The following is a 16,194-nucleotide window of genomic DNA, read 5'->3' as shown; positions in this document are numbered from 1 at the left end:
ATCCGGCCGGAAGGTTTGGAAGGAGACAGCGACGAAAATGAGAACCAGGGTTCAGGCTGCCGCTGCAGGGTTAGCGGTCATACTGGCCTTAACCGCGTGCGGGACCAGTCCCGGTGAAGATTCAGGTAATGACGGATCCAAGACGTCGAATACGGCTGACATCTCCGAGGGCGTCCAGCCCGATGAAGCTGCCGTGAAGTTGTTGCCGCAGTCCTATAAGGACAAGGGCGAAATCACGGTGGCGATGGATCTGCACTACCCACCCACCACGTTCCTGGCTGATGACAACAGCACCCCGATTGGCCTTAATCCGGATATGGCACGGCTCATTGCCAAGAAGCTTGGCCTGAAGCTGAAGTTCGAGAACACTGCCTTCGACACGATCATTCCAGGGATCGACGGCGGCCGGTATGACTTCACCGCCACCACCATGTCCCCCACCGCCGAGCGTCTCCAGGTGCTGGACATGATCGATTACTTCAATGGAGGGCTTTCCCTTGCCGTGAGCGCAGGAAATCCGCTCAACATCAGCAACGATGACATGTGCGGCAGGAACATCGCCGTAACGAAAGGCTCGAATGCCCAGCTGAAGCACCTGCCGAACGTCTCGAACTGGACCTGCACGGAAAAGGGCAAGCCCGCCATCAACGGTGTGACTCTTCCGAACGTCCAGGAGGCCCTGACCCAGCTGCACTCCAAACGCGTTGACGGCGTTCTTTACGACTCTGCCTCGCTGGTCTGGGCAGCCGACCAGCAGCCGAACACCTTCACCATTCTGACTCCTCAGGTGGACACCCGTTCCGACCATGTGGTTGCCGTTGCCCTGAAAAAGGGATCGCCGCTCACTCCGGCCCTGCAGGCAGCCGTTCAGTCCGTGCTCGACAGCCCTGAGTACAAAAAGTCGCTTGAGACGTGGGGGCTTGAGGCAGGCGCCATCACCGAAGCCAAGCTGAACTAGGGAGACGCCGTGCTGAAATCCATTCGTCCAAGAAGTGAGGACACCATGACGGGGATCGACTCCGCACTCAAACCAAGGCTTCGGCGGCGCAGCACCTTCGAATATGCCGCCTGGATCCTTTGCAGCCTTTTGGCCCTGGGCATTCTCATCTCGGTTTCCACCAATCCCAACTTCAAGTGGGGCGTGGTGGCGAGGTACTTCACTCATGAAACGATCCTGCGCGGGCTGATGCTCACGCTTTTCCTCACGGTGGCCAGCATGGCCCTGGGAACGCTCCTGGGGCTGGCGTTGGCCATCATGAGGGCCTCCGAAATCAAGCCGATCGCGGCCACCGCCGGGGTCTACATCACCATCTTCCGCGGCACCCCTGTGCTGGTGCAGCTGATCTTCTGGTTCAACGTCGCCGCGCTGTATCCGAACCTGTCCATCGGGATCCCGTTCACCGACATCGGCACAGCGATCGACGTGAACGCCCTGATGGCACCCATCACCGCAGCCTTGGTCGGCCTGACGCTCAATGAGGCCGCCTACATGGCCGAGATCATCCGCGGCGGTTTCTCCTCCGTCGGCAAGGGCCAGATCGAAGCAGCAGACTCCCTGGGCATGAGCGCCGGGACGAAGATGCGCAAGGTCATCATCCCGCAGGCGATGCCCTCGATCATCCCGGCCACCGGCAACCAGGTCATCGGCATGTTCAAGGAAACCTCCCTCGTCAGCGTCCTCGGCGTCGCCGAGCTGCTCCAAAGCGCCCAGCTCATCTACGCCCGCACCTACGAGACCATCCCGCTGCTGATCGTCGCCAGCCTCTGGTACCTGGTGATGACCCTGCTGCTGAGCTACCCGCAGTCCAAGCTCGAACAGAAATACTCCCGCTCAACCTCCAGGCTTCCCCAAAAAGCGAAACCCGTTGTGCTGACAGACCCGGAAGGCGCTGCCCGATGAGCAACGACGGCACCATTCTCGCCCAGAAGATCCGCAAGTCCTTCGGACCCAAAACAGTCCTCAAAGACATCGACCTGGACATCGCCAGCGGCGAGATCTGCTGCATCATCGGCCCCAGCGGCTCCGGCAAATCCACTATCCTGCGCTGCATCAACGGCCTGGAAACAGTGGACTCCGGCGTCCTGAAAGTCAACGGCGAAGACTTCGGCTACTACGAAACCGAGCATGCCTACCACGCCCTGCCGCCCAAGAAGCTCGCTGAGCAGCGCACCAGGGTGGGCATGGTCTTCCAGTCCTTCAACCTGTTCCCCAACATGACCGCGCAGGAAAACATCATGTCCGGCCCCGTCCTGGTCAAAGGCCAGGACAAAAAACACGCCGCCAAACGCGCCCACGAACTCCTCGCCAGCGTCGGCCTGGCAGGCTTCGGGGACTACTACCCCGCCCAGCTCTCCGGCGGGCAGCAGCAGCGCGTCGCGATCGCCCGGTCCCTGGCCATGGACCCGGAGATCATGCTCTTCGATGAACCCACCTCAGCCCTTGACCCGGAAAAAGTCGGCGAAGTCCTGGCAGTCATGAAACAGCTCGCTAAGAAGGGCATGACCATGGTGCTGGTCACCCACGAAATGGGCTTCGCCCGCGAAGTCGCCGACTCGCTGATCTTTATGGACGACGGCTACGTCATCGAACGCGGCGACGCCCGCGAAGTCCTCACCAACCCCCAAGAACCCCGCACCCAGGCCTTCCTGGACCAGGTCCTCTAGGCCATGGACGGAAAACTCGCCGTCATCGGACTGGGCAGCATCGGCTCCATGGCCCTCTGGCAAGCCTCCCGTCTGTCCGAAAACGTGGCCGGCTTCGAAGCACACACCCCCGCCCACGGCCGCAGCGCCGTGGGCGGGGACACCCGGCTCTTCCGCATGATCTACCGCGGCAACCCCAGCCTCTACCCCATCCTGAAACGCTCACAGGACCTCTGGGCCGAACTCGAAGCCGAAACCGGCCAAAACATCCTCACCCACACCGGCGGACTCTCCATCGGCACCAAAAACGGCCCCTACCTGTCAGCCCTCCTGGAAACCACCCAACAAACCGGGGCCGAGCACGAAATCCTCAGCCGCGAACAAATGGCCCAACGCTACCCCCAGCACAACCTCCGCCCGGACGACATCGCCGTCTACGACCCCCACGCCGGTGCCCTGCGCACCGACCGCGCCGTCACGGCCGCCATCACCGCCGCCCAAACCAACGGCGCAACCATCCACAGCAACACCCCCATCGACGCCATCACCGAAACCACCGACGGCGTCCACATCACCTCCGGCGAGAAGTCCTGGACCTTCGAGAACGTCATCATCTCCTCCGGCGGCTGGTCCCAACGCCTCATGCCCAACTACCTGCAAAGTGCCACAAAGCCCTATCGCATCTATCTCACGTGGTTCGTGGCGCGTGATCCGGCAGAATTTTCGCCGGAGCGGTTCCCTATATTCATTCGAATCTCCGGGGACCGGTCCATGTATGGGGCGCCCGCCGTCGACGGCGTCACAGTGAAGGCAACTTTGGACGGACGGGGGGCTCCAACCCCGCAGGCGGATTCAGTCCCCCGGGAACTTACCGCCGGAGAAATCACGGAAACGACCGAGACCGTCAGAGAGTTCTTCCCGGGCCTGTTCCCCAACATCGTCCGCTCCGACGCCTTCCCGGACCTCTTCACGAGCGATAGCCATCCCCTGCTTGGCCCGGTGACGGATGACAGCAGGATCTACTGCGCCACAGGATTTTCCGGCGGCGGCTTCAAAAATGCCAGCGGCTACGGCCAGATCGCCGCACACGAAGCCCTCGGCAAAGGCACCATCGAAGGCCTGGACTTCGTCCGACCCCAACGCTTCAAAGGCATCTAATGCGGCAATTAAAGAAAGGGGAGTTCGCCAGGGACCTCGCGCCCAATGTCGTCCCAGGGTTCAGAGTCCAATAATCTCTAAGAAGCGCAATAAACCCAAGAGTGAAGTGAGGGAACAGCAATGGCGGCACCGGAAGGACTATTTACGCTGGAGGGAAGACCCACGGCGCAGCTGATCGCCGATCAGCTGCGGGAACAAATCGTCCAGGGGATTTTCCGTCCGGGAGAGCAGATCAATGAATCTGTCCTGGCAGGTCAGCTGCGCACGTCCAGAGGCCCGGTCCGTGAGGCGTTGCAGCGGCTGTCCCAGGAGGGGATCCTGGTCAGCCACCGCAACCGCGGAGTGTTTGTCCTGGAGCTTTCAGACGACGACGTGAGGGAGATCTATGCAGTCCGCCAGGCTATGGAATCAACAGCCGCAAACGCGCTGCTTGATGCCGGGCAGGAGCAGATCAAGGACACCTGCCAGGCTCTGAAGGCCGTCATCAGTGACATGGCTAAGCAGGTTGCTGTCTCGGACTGGCAGGCCATTGCACGGCTCGATATGCAGTTCCACACCACCTTTGTGGCCGGGGCGGCCAACACCCGCCTGATCCGGATCTACGAAACCCTCGCGGCCGAATCCAGGATGTGCATCCTGAACCTGGCTGTCTCCTACCCGCGGATAGACGCCCTTGTCCAGGAGCACCAGAACCTGCTGGATCTGCTCGAGGCCGGAGACCGGGAAGAGCTCCATAAAGCCATCGAGCAGCATATGCAAACGGCAGTGAACGATCTCACGGCTCCGCGGAACGGGAAGGCGGTTACCGCCTAAATAGTTCACCGGGCAGCTCATGCGCGGCAGGCTGCCCACCGCCTGAAGGAGCCCCCGGTCAGCTGGACCGAGGGCTCCTTCCGGTTGGCTCAACAGAGACAGCGGCAGGCTTTGCCACGCCCACGTGAATGGTCCAGTGGCCCTCCCAAGCCGGCTATAGCAATTGTCAACAATTGACGATAGCCTTGGAGGAGAGATTTTCGTTGTGTCCGGGCCGCTGACGTCCCGGTGGCGGACCGAAAGGGCAAGAGCAATGGTGCAAAGCTATGGTAAATCTGCGTGGACGGGCTGCCTCCAGCGCGGCGACGCCGTCACCCTTAGCCAGCGTGGCGTGGAGAGCTACAGAGGATTAGTAGATGATCGGACCGACGATGGCCGAACCATCTGGGTAACGGACAAAGTCGGTGATCGCCGGCTGTTCCATATTGAGGACGACTGCGACCTCAAGCTTTCTGACAGCAGCCATGCCCGCTAGGAATTCCTGCGGAGTAACTGACTGCAGGCGCCTGCCCGGATTTCTCATCCCTGGAGCATCATGGTCATCCTGATTGTGCTTATCGCAGCAGCACTCCTGACCAGCCTCAGCGCCGTCGTATACATCCCGCAGCCCGCTGCAGGTGCAAAGCGTCTCAGGAGATTCACAGATCGCTGGGGTGTGCAAATCTGCGCCGGAACCATTGCACTGGGCTCCGTCCTCCTTGCCGTTCATATCCAGTGGGGCGTGTTCCGGTGAAAGAGGCAGCGTCCAACACTTTTCGGGAACAGCTTCGGAACAGCCCTGGAACGTTGCCAACCGCTACTCCCCAGCCGAAAGGACCAGAGCTGGTCTTCCACGATCCCCTCTTTGCTCCAGACCTTGACCCTGGGAAACAGCCGGTCCGCCCACACAGGTCGTTGTCTTCGCATCCTTCTTCCAGCGCCAAACTGAAGGGTCAGAGGACTAATCCGGCTACGCGGGCCGACAGGCTTGAAGCTGTTTCACGGGAGATCGCACGCCTTGCCCGAACCAGAGGAAGCTAAACCTCCAGTTCCAGCGCAGTATGTAAGTCTGAAGCGCCTCCGACGGCGGATTACGTGCAGGGCTGGGGGCTACCCCCGGGTGATCACCAACGAGGCGCTGTGACCGCCGAAGCCGAAAGCGTTGACCATCCCCGCCCCGCCACTTTCGGGTTCACCGCCCCAGCGTGCTGTCCCGGTGATGATGTTGAGGTCCACCTCCGGATCCAGGCTGCCTACGTTATACGTTCCGGGAAGGTCTCCACTCCGCAGCGCTTCGATGACGACGATGGCCCCCAGAGCGCCGGCACCGCCCAGGAGGTGGCCGGTCAGGGACTTTGTTGACGTGACGGGAACCGTAGAACCGAGAACGGCGCCAATTGCCTGGGCCTCCAGGCGGTCCCCCACCGGCGTGGACGTGGCGTGGGCATGCACAAAGCTGATGTCCGCACCCCTGAGCCCGGCCATAGCCAGGGCCTTCTCCATCACGCGCCGCTGCATGGCAGGGTCCGCTGCCACGATGTCGCCCGCATCGGACGTTACGGCAGCACCTGCCACCGCCCCCAGTACGTGCGCACCACGCGCCCGTGCATGCTCCTCGCTTTCCAGGACCAGGATCCCCGCACCCTCCGCCAGGACAAAGCCGTCCCGGTCACGGTCGAATGGCCTGGACGCGCCCTCCGGATCGTCATTGCGGGTAGACAGTGCCCGGATTTGAGAGAAACCGCTGAGGACGAGATCGTTGACGCAGGCATCAACGCCACCGGCAACCACGACGTCGGCCGCGCCGGCCTTGATCAGTTCCAGGCCCTGGGCGATTGCTTCCGCTCCGGACGCGCAGGCGCTTACCGGGGTCCGCGCTCCTGCCCGGGCACCGAGGTCGATGGACACCCATGCGGAGGGCCCGTTCACCATCAGGCGGGTCAGGGTGTGCGGCGACACGCGGCGTGCACCGCCGCTGTCCAGTGCACGGGTCTGGGCCAGGGTGGTGTCCAGGCCGCCATAGCCGGATCCGATGACCACGGCAAACCGGTCCGGATCCACTTCGGGGGCGCCGGCCTTCGCCCAGGCATCCCTGGCCGCGAGCACCGCAAGCTGCCCGCAGCGGTCCATGCGCTTCAGTTCCCGCGTCGTCAGCAGTGCTGAGAGGTCGGTGCCGACCCGGCCGGCGATCCGGACGGGCAAAGGCTCAGCCCAGGCCTCGTCTATGCCGGCAATGCCTGACCGGCCGGCAATCAGTGCAGACCAGGTTTCTGCAACGGTGGACCCGAGTGGATTGAGCGTACCCGTCCCCGTGATCACGGCCCGAGGTTGAACAGTCGTCACCGCAGCCTACTTCGCCGGGTTGTGCGTGCCGATCGGGACCAGCGTCAGGTCCGGGTGGTTCTTCTCTATCCGGCGCAGGGCCCAGACGTCGTTGAACAGGGCGAGGAATTCGCCGTCGGACCGCAGCAGCACCTCGGCGCCAGGCACGTTGGCCAGCGCCGGCATGGCATCCGCCGTCGAAATCCTGGCAATGGAATAGGGGAGGCGTTCCAGCCGCATGGGGGCACTGAAGTCATGGGCCATCCGGTCCTCCACCACTTCAAACTGCATAGGGCCGACGGCGGCGAGCACCGGCGCCTGGTCGCCGCGGACGTCGGACCGGAGCACCTGGATGACGCCCTCGTGCTCGAGCTGCTCAATGCCGCGGCGGAACTGCTTAAAGCGGCTGGGGTCCTTGGAGCGTGCCACCTGGAAGTGTTCCGGCGCGAACAGCGGGATGGCCGGGAATTCCACCGGGTCCTCGAGGAAGAGGCTGTCCCCCACGCGCAGGGACGAGGCGTTCACCAGGCCCACCACGTCGCCGGGGTAGGCCTCATCGATGACCTCACGTTCGCGGCCGAAGACCTGCTGCGCGTACTTGGTGGCGAAGGATTTACCCGTGCGCGTCTGCGTGACCACCATGCCGCGCTCAAAGACGCCGGAGCACACGCGGATGAACGCCACGTGGTCGCGGTGCGCCTTGTTCATGCCGGCCTGGACCTTAAAGACGAACCCGGAGAACGGGGCGGCCACGGCGCGTGGGCTCCCGTCTACGTCCGGCCTGGGAGCCGCCGGCGGGGCGAAGTCCACCAGGGCGTCCAGCAGTTCCTTGACGCCGAAGTTCAGGGCGGCTGAGCTGAAAAGTATGGGCGTGGCCTTGCCTGCGTGGAAGCTCTCAACATCGAACTCGAGGTTGGATTCGATGACCAGGCCGGCTTCGTCCACGGCATCGGACCAGTTGCTGCCCTGGCTCTCCGCCGCTTCCTCGGGGGTGAAGTACTCGGTCAGCGCGATGTTGGCGCCGGAGTTGTTCCGCTTGAACTGGGCGAAACGGTCGTTGCGGAGATCCCAGACGCCACGGAAGTCGCCGGAGATGCCAACGGCCCACGTCAGCGGCATGGGCTGCAGGCCGGTGCGCTCGGTGATCTCGTCCATCAGGGCCAGGGCGTCCAAACCGGGGCGGTCCCATTTGTTGATCACAGTGATGATGGGCAGGTTGCGCTGCTTGCAGACCTCAAAGAGCTTCATGGTCTGGGTTTCCAGGCCCTTGGCTGCATCCACCAGCATCACTGCGCAGTCGACGGCGGCGAGGACACGGTACGTGTCTTCCGAGAAGTCGGCGTGGCCGGGAGTATCCAGCAGGTTGATGACGGTATCGCGGTAGGAAAACTGGAGAGCTGCGGAGCTGATGGAAATGCCGCGGTCCTTCTCCATCTGCATCCAGTCCGAGACCGTTTCCTTGCGGTTTGCCTTGCCGCTGGAAGCACCGGCGGTGCCGATCACCTTTGCATGCAATGCCAGTGCTTCGGTGAGCGTGGACTTGCCGGCGTCAGGATGCGAAATAACGGCAAACGTCCGACGCCGGGCCGCCTGTTTGTGAATCTCGTGGACCCGGGCGGGGCTAAGGACATCTTGGGACACGGTGCTACTTTCGCTACGGTGGGGGTCCTGGCGCTTGACGGGACATTGTAAGGCTGGCTGGGGACTGGCTAAGGCCAAGGTACAAGTTTATCCCAGCGCCGGCCCGGCACCGAAGGCGGCTCCTACATGCTGCGGGGCAGATCCCTTATCCAGCGGCGGCAAAAGGCCCAAAAATGCGTCAGCGCCGGCCGCCCGCGGGCGGTCTTCGGAACCCTTTCCGGGAACCCCCGAATGGGGCACTTTAGGGCTTGCCCGTGCGGTTGTTGCCCCTCTTTACCTCTATCATTGGTCTTGCGGGAAACTGAGTACTTTTGATCCTGCCGGCAGACAGTGGGAAACCGGCATAATTGCGGGCGGCAGCCAGCACCTTTGAAGGGAACACCCTATGGCCCGGAGCCCCGAAGAATCGCTCAAGGCGACTCTGGGCAGAGTAGCTCCAGGAACGCCCCTCCGCGATGGACTGGAACGCATCCTCCGGGGACGCACTGGCGCACTGATTGTTCTCGGCTCGGACCGGACCATCGATTCCATTTGCTCCGGCGGCTTTGATATCGGTATCGACTTCTCCCCCACGAGGCTCCGCGAACTCGCCAAGATGGACGGCGCCATCATCTGTGACAGGGACGCCGGGAACATCCTCCGCGCCGCCGTGCAGCTGGTGCCGGACTCCAGCATCGAAACCCAGGAATCGGGCACCAGGCACCGGACCGCGGAGCGTGTGGCCATCCAGACCGGCGTGCCCGTCATCTCCGTCAGCCAGTCCATGCAGATCATCGCGCTGTACGTCAACGGCCTGCGCCACGTCCTCGAAGGCTCCGAGAAGGTCCTGGCCCGCGCCAACCAGGCCCTGGCCACCCTGGAGAGGTACCGGTCGCGGCTGGACCAGGTGACCAGTTCCCTCTCAGCCCTTGAGATCGAGGCCATGGTGACCGTCCGGGACGTGGCCGTCACCTTGCAGCGCCAGGAAATGGTTCGCCGGATCTCGGAGGAAATTTCCCAGTATGTCCTGGAGTTGGGCGAGGACGGCCGGCTGCTGTCCCTCCAGCTTGACGAGCTCACCGTGGGCCGGGGCCCCGGCAGCGACATCATCATCCGTGACTACGCGGGACCGCACGCCTCCCCGGATGATATCGACAAAGCCGTGAGTGCCCTCGTAAACCTGGGCCCAACCGAGCTGATAGATCTGGGCAAGATTTCCGGCATCATCGGCTTCGCCGGCGGGGTGGATACCCTCGACGCCGTGGTACAGCCCCGCGGGTACCGCCTGCTTTCAGGGCTTAAGGCGGTCCCCAAGGCTGTCGCCGACCGTCTGGTGGACCATTTCGGCGGCCTGCAGTTCCTGATGGCTGCCACCATCGATGACCTGATGACGGTGGACGGCATCGGTGACCAGCGTGCCCGTACGGTGCGTGAAGGCCTGAGCCGGATGGCCGAGGCCAGCCTGCTGGACCGGTTCCTCTGACCCGCTTGCCCTGACCCGCTTCCCCTGCCGGTGGGGTTCCAGCTCAGCCCAGCTGGAACACTGCCTTGGGACTGGCCTTCGAACCCAGCTTGGCCGTGAAGATGTAGTACGCCCCGCCGCCTCCCGGTTTGGCGTCGATGGGCTCGCAGCCTTCCACGCTGCGGTTGCGCGGCCACGGGAAGTTGGCTGTTTCGCTGGCGCCCGGTGCAATGGTCTTCACCAGATCCTCGCTCGCCGCCTGGCAGTCCCTGGAGGAGAAAATCCGGTCTGCGCCGCTGGTCACCAGGAACTCCATCTGGGACGTGCCTATGTTCACCTCGCACGGCATTTTCCCGCCGTTGGTGACCTTCAGGGTGAGCAAGGGGTTCTCGTCCGGCCCGTAGGCAGGCTTGTCCGTTGCTGCAGAGACAGTCACCAGGTTCTGGTCGCAGGTGGGGCTTGCCGCCGGAGTGGGAGTAGGACTGGGCGCTTCCGATGGCGACTCTGTGGGGGCTGCCGGCGAAGCGCCGGCGCCGGTTTCACTGTCGGTGCTTGAAACCTGCTCGGAGTTGCCGCTGAAGGCGCCGCCCGCCGCGAAGCCGCCAAGGACCACGGCGATCACCATCAGCACTACCACTCCGACGAACAGCCGCCGGCGGCGGTACACCACGGCGTCACTCAGCGTCCGTGGTGCCCCTGAACCATTCCGGGAACCAGATGCGGATGACGCCGTCCCGCGTGTTGATGAATTGCCTTGCCTGCCCATCCTTCTAGGCTAGAGAACAGGGTGCCTTCTGCATTCCCACCACGCCGGGAACCCAGCCAACGCTATGGTTACGGTTTGTTTGCGTTGCCCGCAGATCCCGTCCAATGCAAGGCTTCAACTACAGTGTTGGGATCGATACTAAAACCTCTTCCCCAGCTGTGCCCGTTGGTCCTTCCCTGAACAGGGACGCGTTGGCCTCCCTGCACGCCAGGATTACGGACTGGTTCGCGGAGACCGCCCGGGACCTGCCCTGGCGGGATGCGGGCTGCTCACCATGGGGCGTCCTGGTCAGTGAAATCATGCTCCAGCAGACACCTGTGGTGCGTGTGCTGCCGGTCTGGCAGGAATGGCTCAGCCGCTGGCCCAACCCGGCCGCCCTGGCGGGTGAACCTGCAGGGGAAGCCGTCCGTTTGTGGGGAAGGCTGGGCTACCCGCGCCGTGCGCTCCGGCTGCACGCAGCGGCAGTTGCGATCGTGCGCGACCATGGCGGCACAGTTCCTGGAACCTACACGGAGCTGTTGGCCCTGCCCGGGGTGGGCAGCTACACGGCTGCCGCCGTGGCCGCGTTTGCCTTCGGACGTCGGGAAACGGTGGTGGACACCAACATCCGGCGCGTCCATGCGCGCCTCATTTCCGGCGTCGCGCTTCCGTCGCCGTCGCTGACTGCCTCGGAAATGCGGCTGGCGGCAGAACTCCTGCCGGACGACGACGGTGCCTCCGTCCATTGGAACGCTGCGGTCATGGAACTGGGGGCGCTGGTCTGCACGGCCCGGGTGCCCAAGTGCGCCGCCTGCCCTGTCCGCAACTCATGCGCCTGGATTGCGGCCGGCGAGCCGCCGCCGTCGTACATTCCCAAGGGACAGGCGTGGCACGGCACTGACCGCCAGGTGCGCGGTGCCGTGATGGCGGTCCTGCGGACCGCGGAGAATCCCGTACCCCCGGAGATGTTCCACCAGGAGCCCGCGGACCTGGGCTTTGCGCCGGACGGCGTTGCAGTGCCGCTCTCTGCCCTTCACCGGTTGAACTGCGGCCCGGAGCAGCTGGACCGTGCGCTGGCCGGACTGCTCACCGACGGCCTGGCCGAGCTGCACCAGGGCGGATACCGGCTTCCGGCATGAGCTTCGGGTGCCGCAGGGGATGGCATACTTTTGGGTGACCTGAACTGGGGGAAAACATGAAGATCGTGCTGTACATCATTGGGGCGCTGTGGGTTGTTGGCGCGGGCCTGGCCACCCTCCATCTGCTCCGGAAGGCCAAACGCCGCGAGCAGCAGGCCGTGGGCTGGCCCCGGGTGCAGGCCACCGTGACAGGGAGCGTGGCCGGCTGGAACAGGAGCCCTGGCAGCTCGCCCGCCAGCAGGTGCTACTTCCCCACCTACCAGTTCACAGATCCGCACGGCACGCTTTTTGTAGGTGAATCGGAGGTTTCGCGGGTCAACCCGCCCCAGCCGGGGTCGCTCGTGCCGGTGATCTACAACCCGCTCAACCCCAACCAGTCATTCCAGGTCGTCTCCGATTCCAAAAAAATAGTGGGCTGCCTCATCCCCTTCATGGTGGTGTTTTCCATCCTTCTGTTCAACTTCATCAACATCTTTCCGGTGGACTAGGCGATGGACTCCATCAAGGCCGTGTTTGTTGTCGTCCCGGGCCTTTTTGCCGCCACGGGGCTGCTGCTGGTGGGACTGTCGCTGGCTGCTTCCTTCCGCCGGCGCAGCATCCTGCGTGGCTGGGTGGCCACCTATGCCACTGTCACGGGGAATCTTCATGGCAAAGACGGCCCCGGCAGCAACGGCGGCCACCGGTTCGCCCCCTCCTATGAGTTCACTGACGCCGGCGGCCGGCGCTGGCTGGGCCAGTCGGACATCTATGGGATGGACCAGGAAATCATCGGCAGTCCCATACCGGTGATTTACAACCCGGCCAACCCCGCTGAATCCACGCGTCCGGTCTTCCTGGTGTCAAAGGGAAGGTTCTCATTCGGTCTCATTATGGTCATTTTCGGCGCCGGTGCCGTAACGATGTTTGCGTCAGTTCTCTGGTAGCCGGGAGGCCGGCAGCCCGCCGGCTTTACCCTGAAGTATGGGCAAGTCCGGAGTACTGCTGACACTGATTACGACGACGGTTCTCACCTCCGCCTGCTACCCCTACGACGTGCCGTGCCCCATGATCGCCCAGGCGTCCGTGGTCTCCGTGACGGTGGCCCGCGAGTACGCCCCCCAGGTGAAAACCCTTCACCTTAAAGCGTGCCAGGACGGCGCCTGCAAGGAAGCGGACCTTGAGCTCTACCCCGGGACAGTGTCCATTGACCAGGGCTGCACCTCCGACGGCGTCTGCTCCGCCACAGCGTCACCTGACGGGACCCTGATGGGGAATCTGATGCTGGACTCCCTCACCGAGTCCCCGATGGCACTGACGGCCAGCGGAACAGCAGCAGACGGATCAGCCCTGCCCGTACGTACGCTCGACTTCAGGCCCCGCGGCGATTTTCCCTACGGCGAGCACTGTGGAAGGTTTGTCTCCGCCTCGGTCGAACTCAATGCAGAAGGGCTGCGGCCGAGGGTGTAAGACAGAGGCACCAGCTCCGGAGGCGGGATGAAACCTCGAATCAACTAGTGTGGGAAGCATGAAGAAACTCACCACCGCCCTGCTCGCCACCGGGCTTGTTCTCTCCGCTTCGGCCTGCACCGCATCCACTCAGTTGAGCACCCCCGAAACCTGCGACCGGATCAAGTCAGTTGTGGCGAACCCACCCGTTGGCAAGAGCGGGATGACCCGGATGGCCAACCAGTTCCGGCCCATCGAGGTAGTGGCCTCTGATGACCTGAAGTCCGCGCTGCAGTCGATCATCGAGTACACGGACGAGTCCGCGAAAGAGACCCCTGACGAGGAAAAGCTTTCGGGCCTGCAGGCGGATTACGAAGCTGCCGGCGGCACGTTCAGCAAATTCTGCAGCTAAAGCTTTAGCCTTCAGTCCCGGGACGGAAGTCCCGGGGATTGTTGGCGTGTACGCAGGATCTACAACGATGTATATTAACCGGAACAACATCCAGCGTTTCGGAGATTCCCGTGCACCCCAGCCCTGCCCCCGCGCCTGCCCCGCTGTACCGTGACCCTTTGGAAGACGGGGCAGCGGACCCTGTCCTGATCTACAATCCGCATGAGCAGTCGTGGTGGATGATCTACACCAACAGGCCCACTACCGTCCGGCATGCGCAGGGGATCAGCTGGCTGTTCGGTTCAAAGCTGGGGGTGGCGTCGTCAACGGATGGCTGCGCCACCTGGCGGTACCGCGGAACCCTTGAGGGTCTCGACTTTGAGTGGGGCCACAACACTTTTTGGGCTCCCGAGGTATTCGAGAACAACGGGACCTTCCACATGTACGTCAGCTACATCCAGGGGATTCCGCTGGGCTGCGCCATCGAAGAGACGCTGATTCACCACTACACCAGCGAAGACCTCATCTCCTGGCAGCACCATGGCCCCATCGCGCTGAGCTCCAACAACGTCATTGATGCCTGCATCATCGAACTCCCGCAGGGTGGATTCAGGATGTGGTACAAGGACCAGCACCGGGGTTCGGAGACCTGGGCGGCGGACAGCGAGGACCTCTACACCTGGACGGTCCGGGGCCGGGTGCTGTCCACGCCTGGCGGCCATGAAGGCCCCAACGTCTTCTTCTTCCAAGGGTTCTACTGGCTGATCGTGGACAGCTGGAGCGGTCAGCTGGCTTTCCGCTCCGATGACCTGGACAACTGGGAGCCGGCGGGGACGATCCTCGGCGGTTCAATTGGCGACAAGCATGCGCGAGCCGACGATGAGGGCCCGGGGCTCCACGCAGACGTGGTGGTCGACGGCGACGACGCATGGATCTTCTACTTCACCCATCCTGAGCGGCCCGGCCAGGACCACCCGACGGAAAGCAGCCGGCGGTCCTCGATCCAGGTGGCGAGGCTCGCCGTCGAGAACGGAAACCTGGTGTGCGATCGGGACCAGGTCCCGGCGCCTGCCATCGGTGCCCCCTCCCCTCGAGTTTTTGTCCAGGTCGGGCGGGTTTAAGGCCTTCCAACCCGCCGCATCTGGACAAAAACTCCGGGTGCATTAGGGCTCGCCGAATCCTGCCTGCACCAGGCCGCCAACGTAGTTCACGGCCCGCTCGGCGTCGGCACCCCAGGCTTCCACGTGCAGCACCGACCCCCGGCCCGCGGCCAAGGTCATGAGCCCGGTCATGGACGCTCCATCCACCCCGTTGACCTTGACCTCGGCGTCCAGGGACGAGAGGCCGCCCGCGATCTTGGCGGCCGGCCTGGCGTGCATGCCGGCCTGGTTGATGAGCTCAAAGTCGCCGGTAAAATCGGGGCCGGCACCCGTTACCGACCCCTGCGACACGGCGCTCTCTGCGGGGACCGGCCCGGGGGCTGCCGGCAAAGCCGAACCGTAGGCGGACTCGGCGGCGCGCTTCACGGCTTCGGCGTCGGCACCTCCCTGGGCTGCGACCGCGGCAGCCACCAGCCCTTCCACCAGGGGCGCGTCGGCCAGCAGCACCCCGGCCGGATCCTCCGCAAGTTCCAGCGCCGATTCCGCTGTCATAACAGCCGACCCCAGATCGGTGAGTACCACCACGCCGTCCCCGCCCGCGGCCTGCTCCAGCGCTGACAAAACCTTCTCAAGGCTGGTGCCGATGCGTCCCTCCGGGGTTCCCCCGGCTGCCACGATCACGACGTCGGGCGCCATCTGGGCGGCAAGTTCCACGGCGCCGTCGGCAATCTTTTCGCTATGGGACACCACCACGATGCGGACCGTCACGCGGCAGCCCCAACGGCAGCCCGGAAAATAAGCGCGCTGGAGGCGGCGCCTGGGTCACGGTGCCCAACGCTCCGTTCGCCCAGGTAGCTGGCCCGGCCTTTGCGTGCCACCAGCGGGTCCGTCGCCGCTGCACCTGCCTCGGCCGCCTCGGCGGCAGCGACCAGCACTGCCAGGACGTTGCCGTCGGCGTCGGCAGCCGCCGCCTGTGCGGCCTCAACAGCGGGAGTCCACGCATCCACCATGGTTTTGTCCCCCGTCTCAGCCTTGCCCCTGGCCACAATGCCGTCACGGGCGGCGGCGAGGGCACCTGCCAGGGCCGCCGGGTCCACCTCGATGGCGTCTCCGAGAAAGGTGGCAGCGCGCAGGAAAGCAGTCCCGTACAGAGGGCCCGCGGCGCCTCCCACCTTGGACATCAGCGTCATGGCGGTCAGCTTGAATGCGGCACCGGGAGTTTCCGGCGGCGCCTCGGCAAGTTTTTCCAGGACGGCCTGGAAGCCGCGGTCCATGTTCTCCCCATGGTCCGAGTCCCCGATGGCGCGGTCCAGTTCGATGAGTTCAAGCCGGTGTGCCGCCATGGCCTGGGCGCATAGGGTCAGCCATCTAACGGCCCAGTTCACATCCAGCATCAT

The 16,194-nt window shown here is 63.9% G+C and carries 18 protein-coding genes; 13 read left to right on the top strand and 5 right to left on the bottom strand.

What is annotated here, in order from left to right; translation table 11 throughout:
- Positions 1-37 precede the first annotated feature (37 nt).
- From F8G81_RS01915 to F8G81_RS01890, 6 genes are all read left to right on the top strand, one after another.
- Positions 38-958, top strand: a complete 921-nt coding sequence (locus F8G81_RS01915; RefSeq protein WP_267277358.1) for an ABC transporter substrate-binding protein — start codon at positions 38-40, stop codon at positions 956-958.
- Between the two features lie 9 nt (positions 959-967).
- Complete coding sequence (locus F8G81_RS01910) at positions 968-1,900, top strand: amino acid ABC transporter permease (protein ID WP_267277357.1); 933 nt, start codon at positions 968-970, stop codon at positions 1,898-1,900.
- On the top strand, positions 1,897-2,664 hold the full coding sequence (locus tag F8G81_RS01905) for an amino acid ABC transporter ATP-binding protein (RefSeq protein WP_267277356.1): 768 nt from the start codon (positions 1,897-1,899) through the stop codon (positions 2,662-2,664). The genes F8G81_RS01910 and F8G81_RS01905 overlap by 4 nt, the downstream gene beginning before the upstream one ends.
- Positions 2,665-2,667: 3 nt before the next feature.
- The gene (solA, locus tag F8G81_RS01900; RefSeq protein WP_267277355.1) at positions 2,668-3,801 is read left to right on the top strand and encodes an N-methyl-L-tryptophan oxidase; all 1,134 of its coding nucleotides are present in this window, start codon (positions 2,668-2,670) and stop codon (positions 3,799-3,801) included.
- 120 nt (positions 3,802-3,921) lie between these two features.
- Positions 3,922-4,614, top strand: a complete 693-nt coding sequence (locus F8G81_RS01895) for a GntR family transcriptional regulator (RefSeq protein WP_267277354.1) — start codon at positions 3,922-3,924, stop codon at positions 4,612-4,614.
- A 535-nt stretch (positions 4,615-5,149) separates the two neighbouring features.
- The gene (locus tag F8G81_RS01890) at positions 5,150-5,347 is read left to right on the top strand and encodes a hypothetical protein (protein ID WP_267277353.1); all 198 of its coding nucleotides are present in this window, start codon (positions 5,150-5,152) and stop codon (positions 5,345-5,347) included.
- Positions 5,348-5,703: 356 nt separating this feature from the next.
- Here the strand turns inward: F8G81_RS01890 and F8G81_RS01885 are convergent, their stop codons facing one another.
- On the bottom strand, positions 5,704-6,909 hold the full coding sequence (locus tag F8G81_RS01885) for a beta-ketoacyl-[acyl-carrier-protein] synthase family protein (protein WP_267279371.1): 1,206 nt from the start codon (positions 6,907-6,909) through the stop codon (positions 5,704-5,706).
- Between the two features lie 33 nt (positions 6,910-6,942).
- Complete coding sequence (locus tag F8G81_RS01880; RefSeq protein ID WP_267277352.1) at positions 6,943-8,556, bottom strand: peptide chain release factor 3; 1,614 nt, start codon at positions 8,554-8,556, stop codon at positions 6,943-6,945.
- 385 nt (positions 8,557-8,941) lie between these two features.
- Between F8G81_RS01880 and disA the strand changes: the two genes are divergently transcribed.
- Positions 8,942-10,018, top strand: a complete 1,077-nt coding sequence (disA, locus tag F8G81_RS01875; protein WP_267277351.1) for a DNA integrity scanning diadenylate cyclase DisA — start codon at positions 8,942-8,944, stop codon at positions 10,016-10,018.
- Between the two features lie 43 nt (positions 10,019-10,061).
- On the opposite strand, the gene F8G81_RS01870 is transcribed toward disA, so the two are convergent.
- The gene (locus tag F8G81_RS01870) at positions 10,062-10,763 is read right to left on the bottom strand and encodes a hypothetical protein (protein ID WP_267277350.1); all 702 of its coding nucleotides are present in this window, start codon (positions 10,761-10,763) and stop codon (positions 10,062-10,064) included.
- A 158-nt stretch (positions 10,764-10,921) separates the two neighbouring features.
- On the opposite strand from F8G81_RS01870, the gene F8G81_RS01865 reads away from it, so the two are divergent.
- The 6 genes from F8G81_RS01865 to F8G81_RS01840 all read left to right on the top strand — a co-directional run bounded on the left by F8G81_RS01865 (position 10,922) and on the right by F8G81_RS01840 (position 14,818).
- Positions 10,922-11,881 (top strand): A/G-specific adenine glycosylase, encoded by a 960-nt coding sequence (locus F8G81_RS01865; protein ID WP_416377092.1) that lies wholly within the window; start codon positions 10,922-10,924, stop codon positions 11,879-11,881.
- Positions 11,882-11,937: 56 nt separating this feature from the next.
- Positions 11,938-12,369, top strand: a complete 432-nt coding sequence (locus tag F8G81_RS01860) for a DUF3592 domain-containing protein (protein WP_267277349.1) — start codon at positions 11,938-11,940, stop codon at positions 12,367-12,369.
- A 3-nt stretch (positions 12,370-12,372) separates the two neighbouring features.
- On the top strand, positions 12,373-12,804 hold the full coding sequence (locus F8G81_RS01855; protein ID WP_267277348.1) for a DUF3592 domain-containing protein: 432 nt from the start codon (positions 12,373-12,375) through the stop codon (positions 12,802-12,804).
- A 37-nt stretch (positions 12,805-12,841) separates the two neighbouring features.
- Positions 12,842-13,327, top strand: coding sequence for a hypothetical protein (locus F8G81_RS01850; RefSeq protein ID WP_267277347.1), 486 nt, complete (start codon positions 12,842-12,844; stop codon positions 13,325-13,327).
- Between the two features lie 58 nt (positions 13,328-13,385).
- The gene (locus F8G81_RS01845; RefSeq protein ID WP_267277346.1) at positions 13,386-13,718 is read left to right on the top strand and encodes a hypothetical protein; all 333 of its coding nucleotides are present in this window, start codon (positions 13,386-13,388) and stop codon (positions 13,716-13,718) included.
- A 110-nt stretch (positions 13,719-13,828) separates the two neighbouring features.
- Complete coding sequence (locus F8G81_RS01840; protein ID WP_267277345.1) at positions 13,829-14,818, top strand: hypothetical protein; 990 nt, start codon at positions 13,829-13,831, stop codon at positions 14,816-14,818.
- A gap of 42 nt (positions 14,819-14,860) precedes the next feature.
- Here the strand turns inward: F8G81_RS01840 and dhaM are convergent, their stop codons facing one another.
- Both dhaM and dhaL read right to left on the bottom strand, forming a co-directional pair.
- Positions 14,861-15,565 (bottom strand): dihydroxyacetone kinase phosphoryl donor subunit DhaM, encoded by a 705-nt coding sequence (gene dhaM, locus F8G81_RS01835; protein WP_267277344.1) that lies wholly within the window; start codon positions 15,563-15,565, stop codon positions 14,861-14,863.
- Positions 15,562-16,194: a dihydroxyacetone kinase subunit DhaL gene (gene dhaL, locus F8G81_RS01830; RefSeq protein WP_267277343.1), complete on the bottom strand. Its 633-nt coding sequence runs from the start codon at positions 16,192-16,194 to the stop codon at positions 15,562-15,564. The genes dhaM and dhaL overlap by 4 nt, the downstream gene beginning before the upstream one ends.

Origin of the sequence: Arthrobacter sp. CDRTa11 (assembly GCF_026427775.1) — a bacterium.
Taxonomy (GTDB): Bacteria; Actinomycetota; Actinomycetes; order Actinomycetales; family Micrococcaceae; genus Arthrobacter.
This window is presented reverse-complemented; position numbering and strand designations above follow the sequence as displayed.

Bases quoted from the DNA above. Each gene is read 5' to 3' on its own strand.
- F8G81_RS01915 (WP_267277358.1), top strand. From the start codon at position 38: ATGAGAACCAGGGTTCAGGCTGCCGCTGCAGGGTTAGCGGTCATACTG.
- F8G81_RS01905 (WP_267277356.1), top strand. From the start codon at position 1,897: ATGAGCAACGACGGCACCATTCTCGCCCAGAAGATCCGCAAGTCCTTC.
- solA (WP_267277355.1), top strand. From the start codon at position 2,668: ATGGACGGAAAACTCGCCGTCATCGGACTGGGCAGCATCGGCTCCATG.
- F8G81_RS01895 (WP_267277354.1), top strand. From the start codon at position 3,922: ATGGCGGCACCGGAAGGACTATTTACGCTGGAGGGAAGACCCACGGCG.
- F8G81_RS01890 (WP_267277353.1), top strand. From the start codon at position 5,150: ATGGTCATCCTGATTGTGCTTATCGCAGCAGCACTCCTGACCAGCCTC.
- disA (WP_267277351.1), top strand. From the start codon at position 8,942: ATGGCCCGGAGCCCCGAAGAATCGCTCAAGGCGACTCTGGGCAGAGTA.
- F8G81_RS01870 (WP_267277350.1), bottom strand. From the start codon at position 10,763: ATGGGCAGGCAAGGCAATTCATCAACACGCGGGACGGCGTCATCCGCA.
- F8G81_RS01860 (WP_267277349.1), top strand. From the start codon at position 11,938: ATGAAGATCGTGCTGTACATCATTGGGGCGCTGTGGGTTGTTGGCGCG.
- F8G81_RS01855 (WP_267277348.1), top strand. From the start codon at position 12,373: ATGGACTCCATCAAGGCCGTGTTTGTTGTCGTCCCGGGCCTTTTTGCC.
- F8G81_RS01850 (WP_267277347.1), top strand. From the start codon at position 12,842: ATGGGCAAGTCCGGAGTACTGCTGACACTGATTACGACGACGGTTCTC.
- F8G81_RS01845 (WP_267277346.1), top strand. From the start codon at position 13,386: ATGAAGAAACTCACCACCGCCCTGCTCGCCACCGGGCTTGTTCTCTCC.
- dhaL (WP_267277343.1), bottom strand. From the start codon at position 16,194: ATGATGCTGGATGTGAACTGGGCCGTTAGATGGCTGACCCTATGCGCC.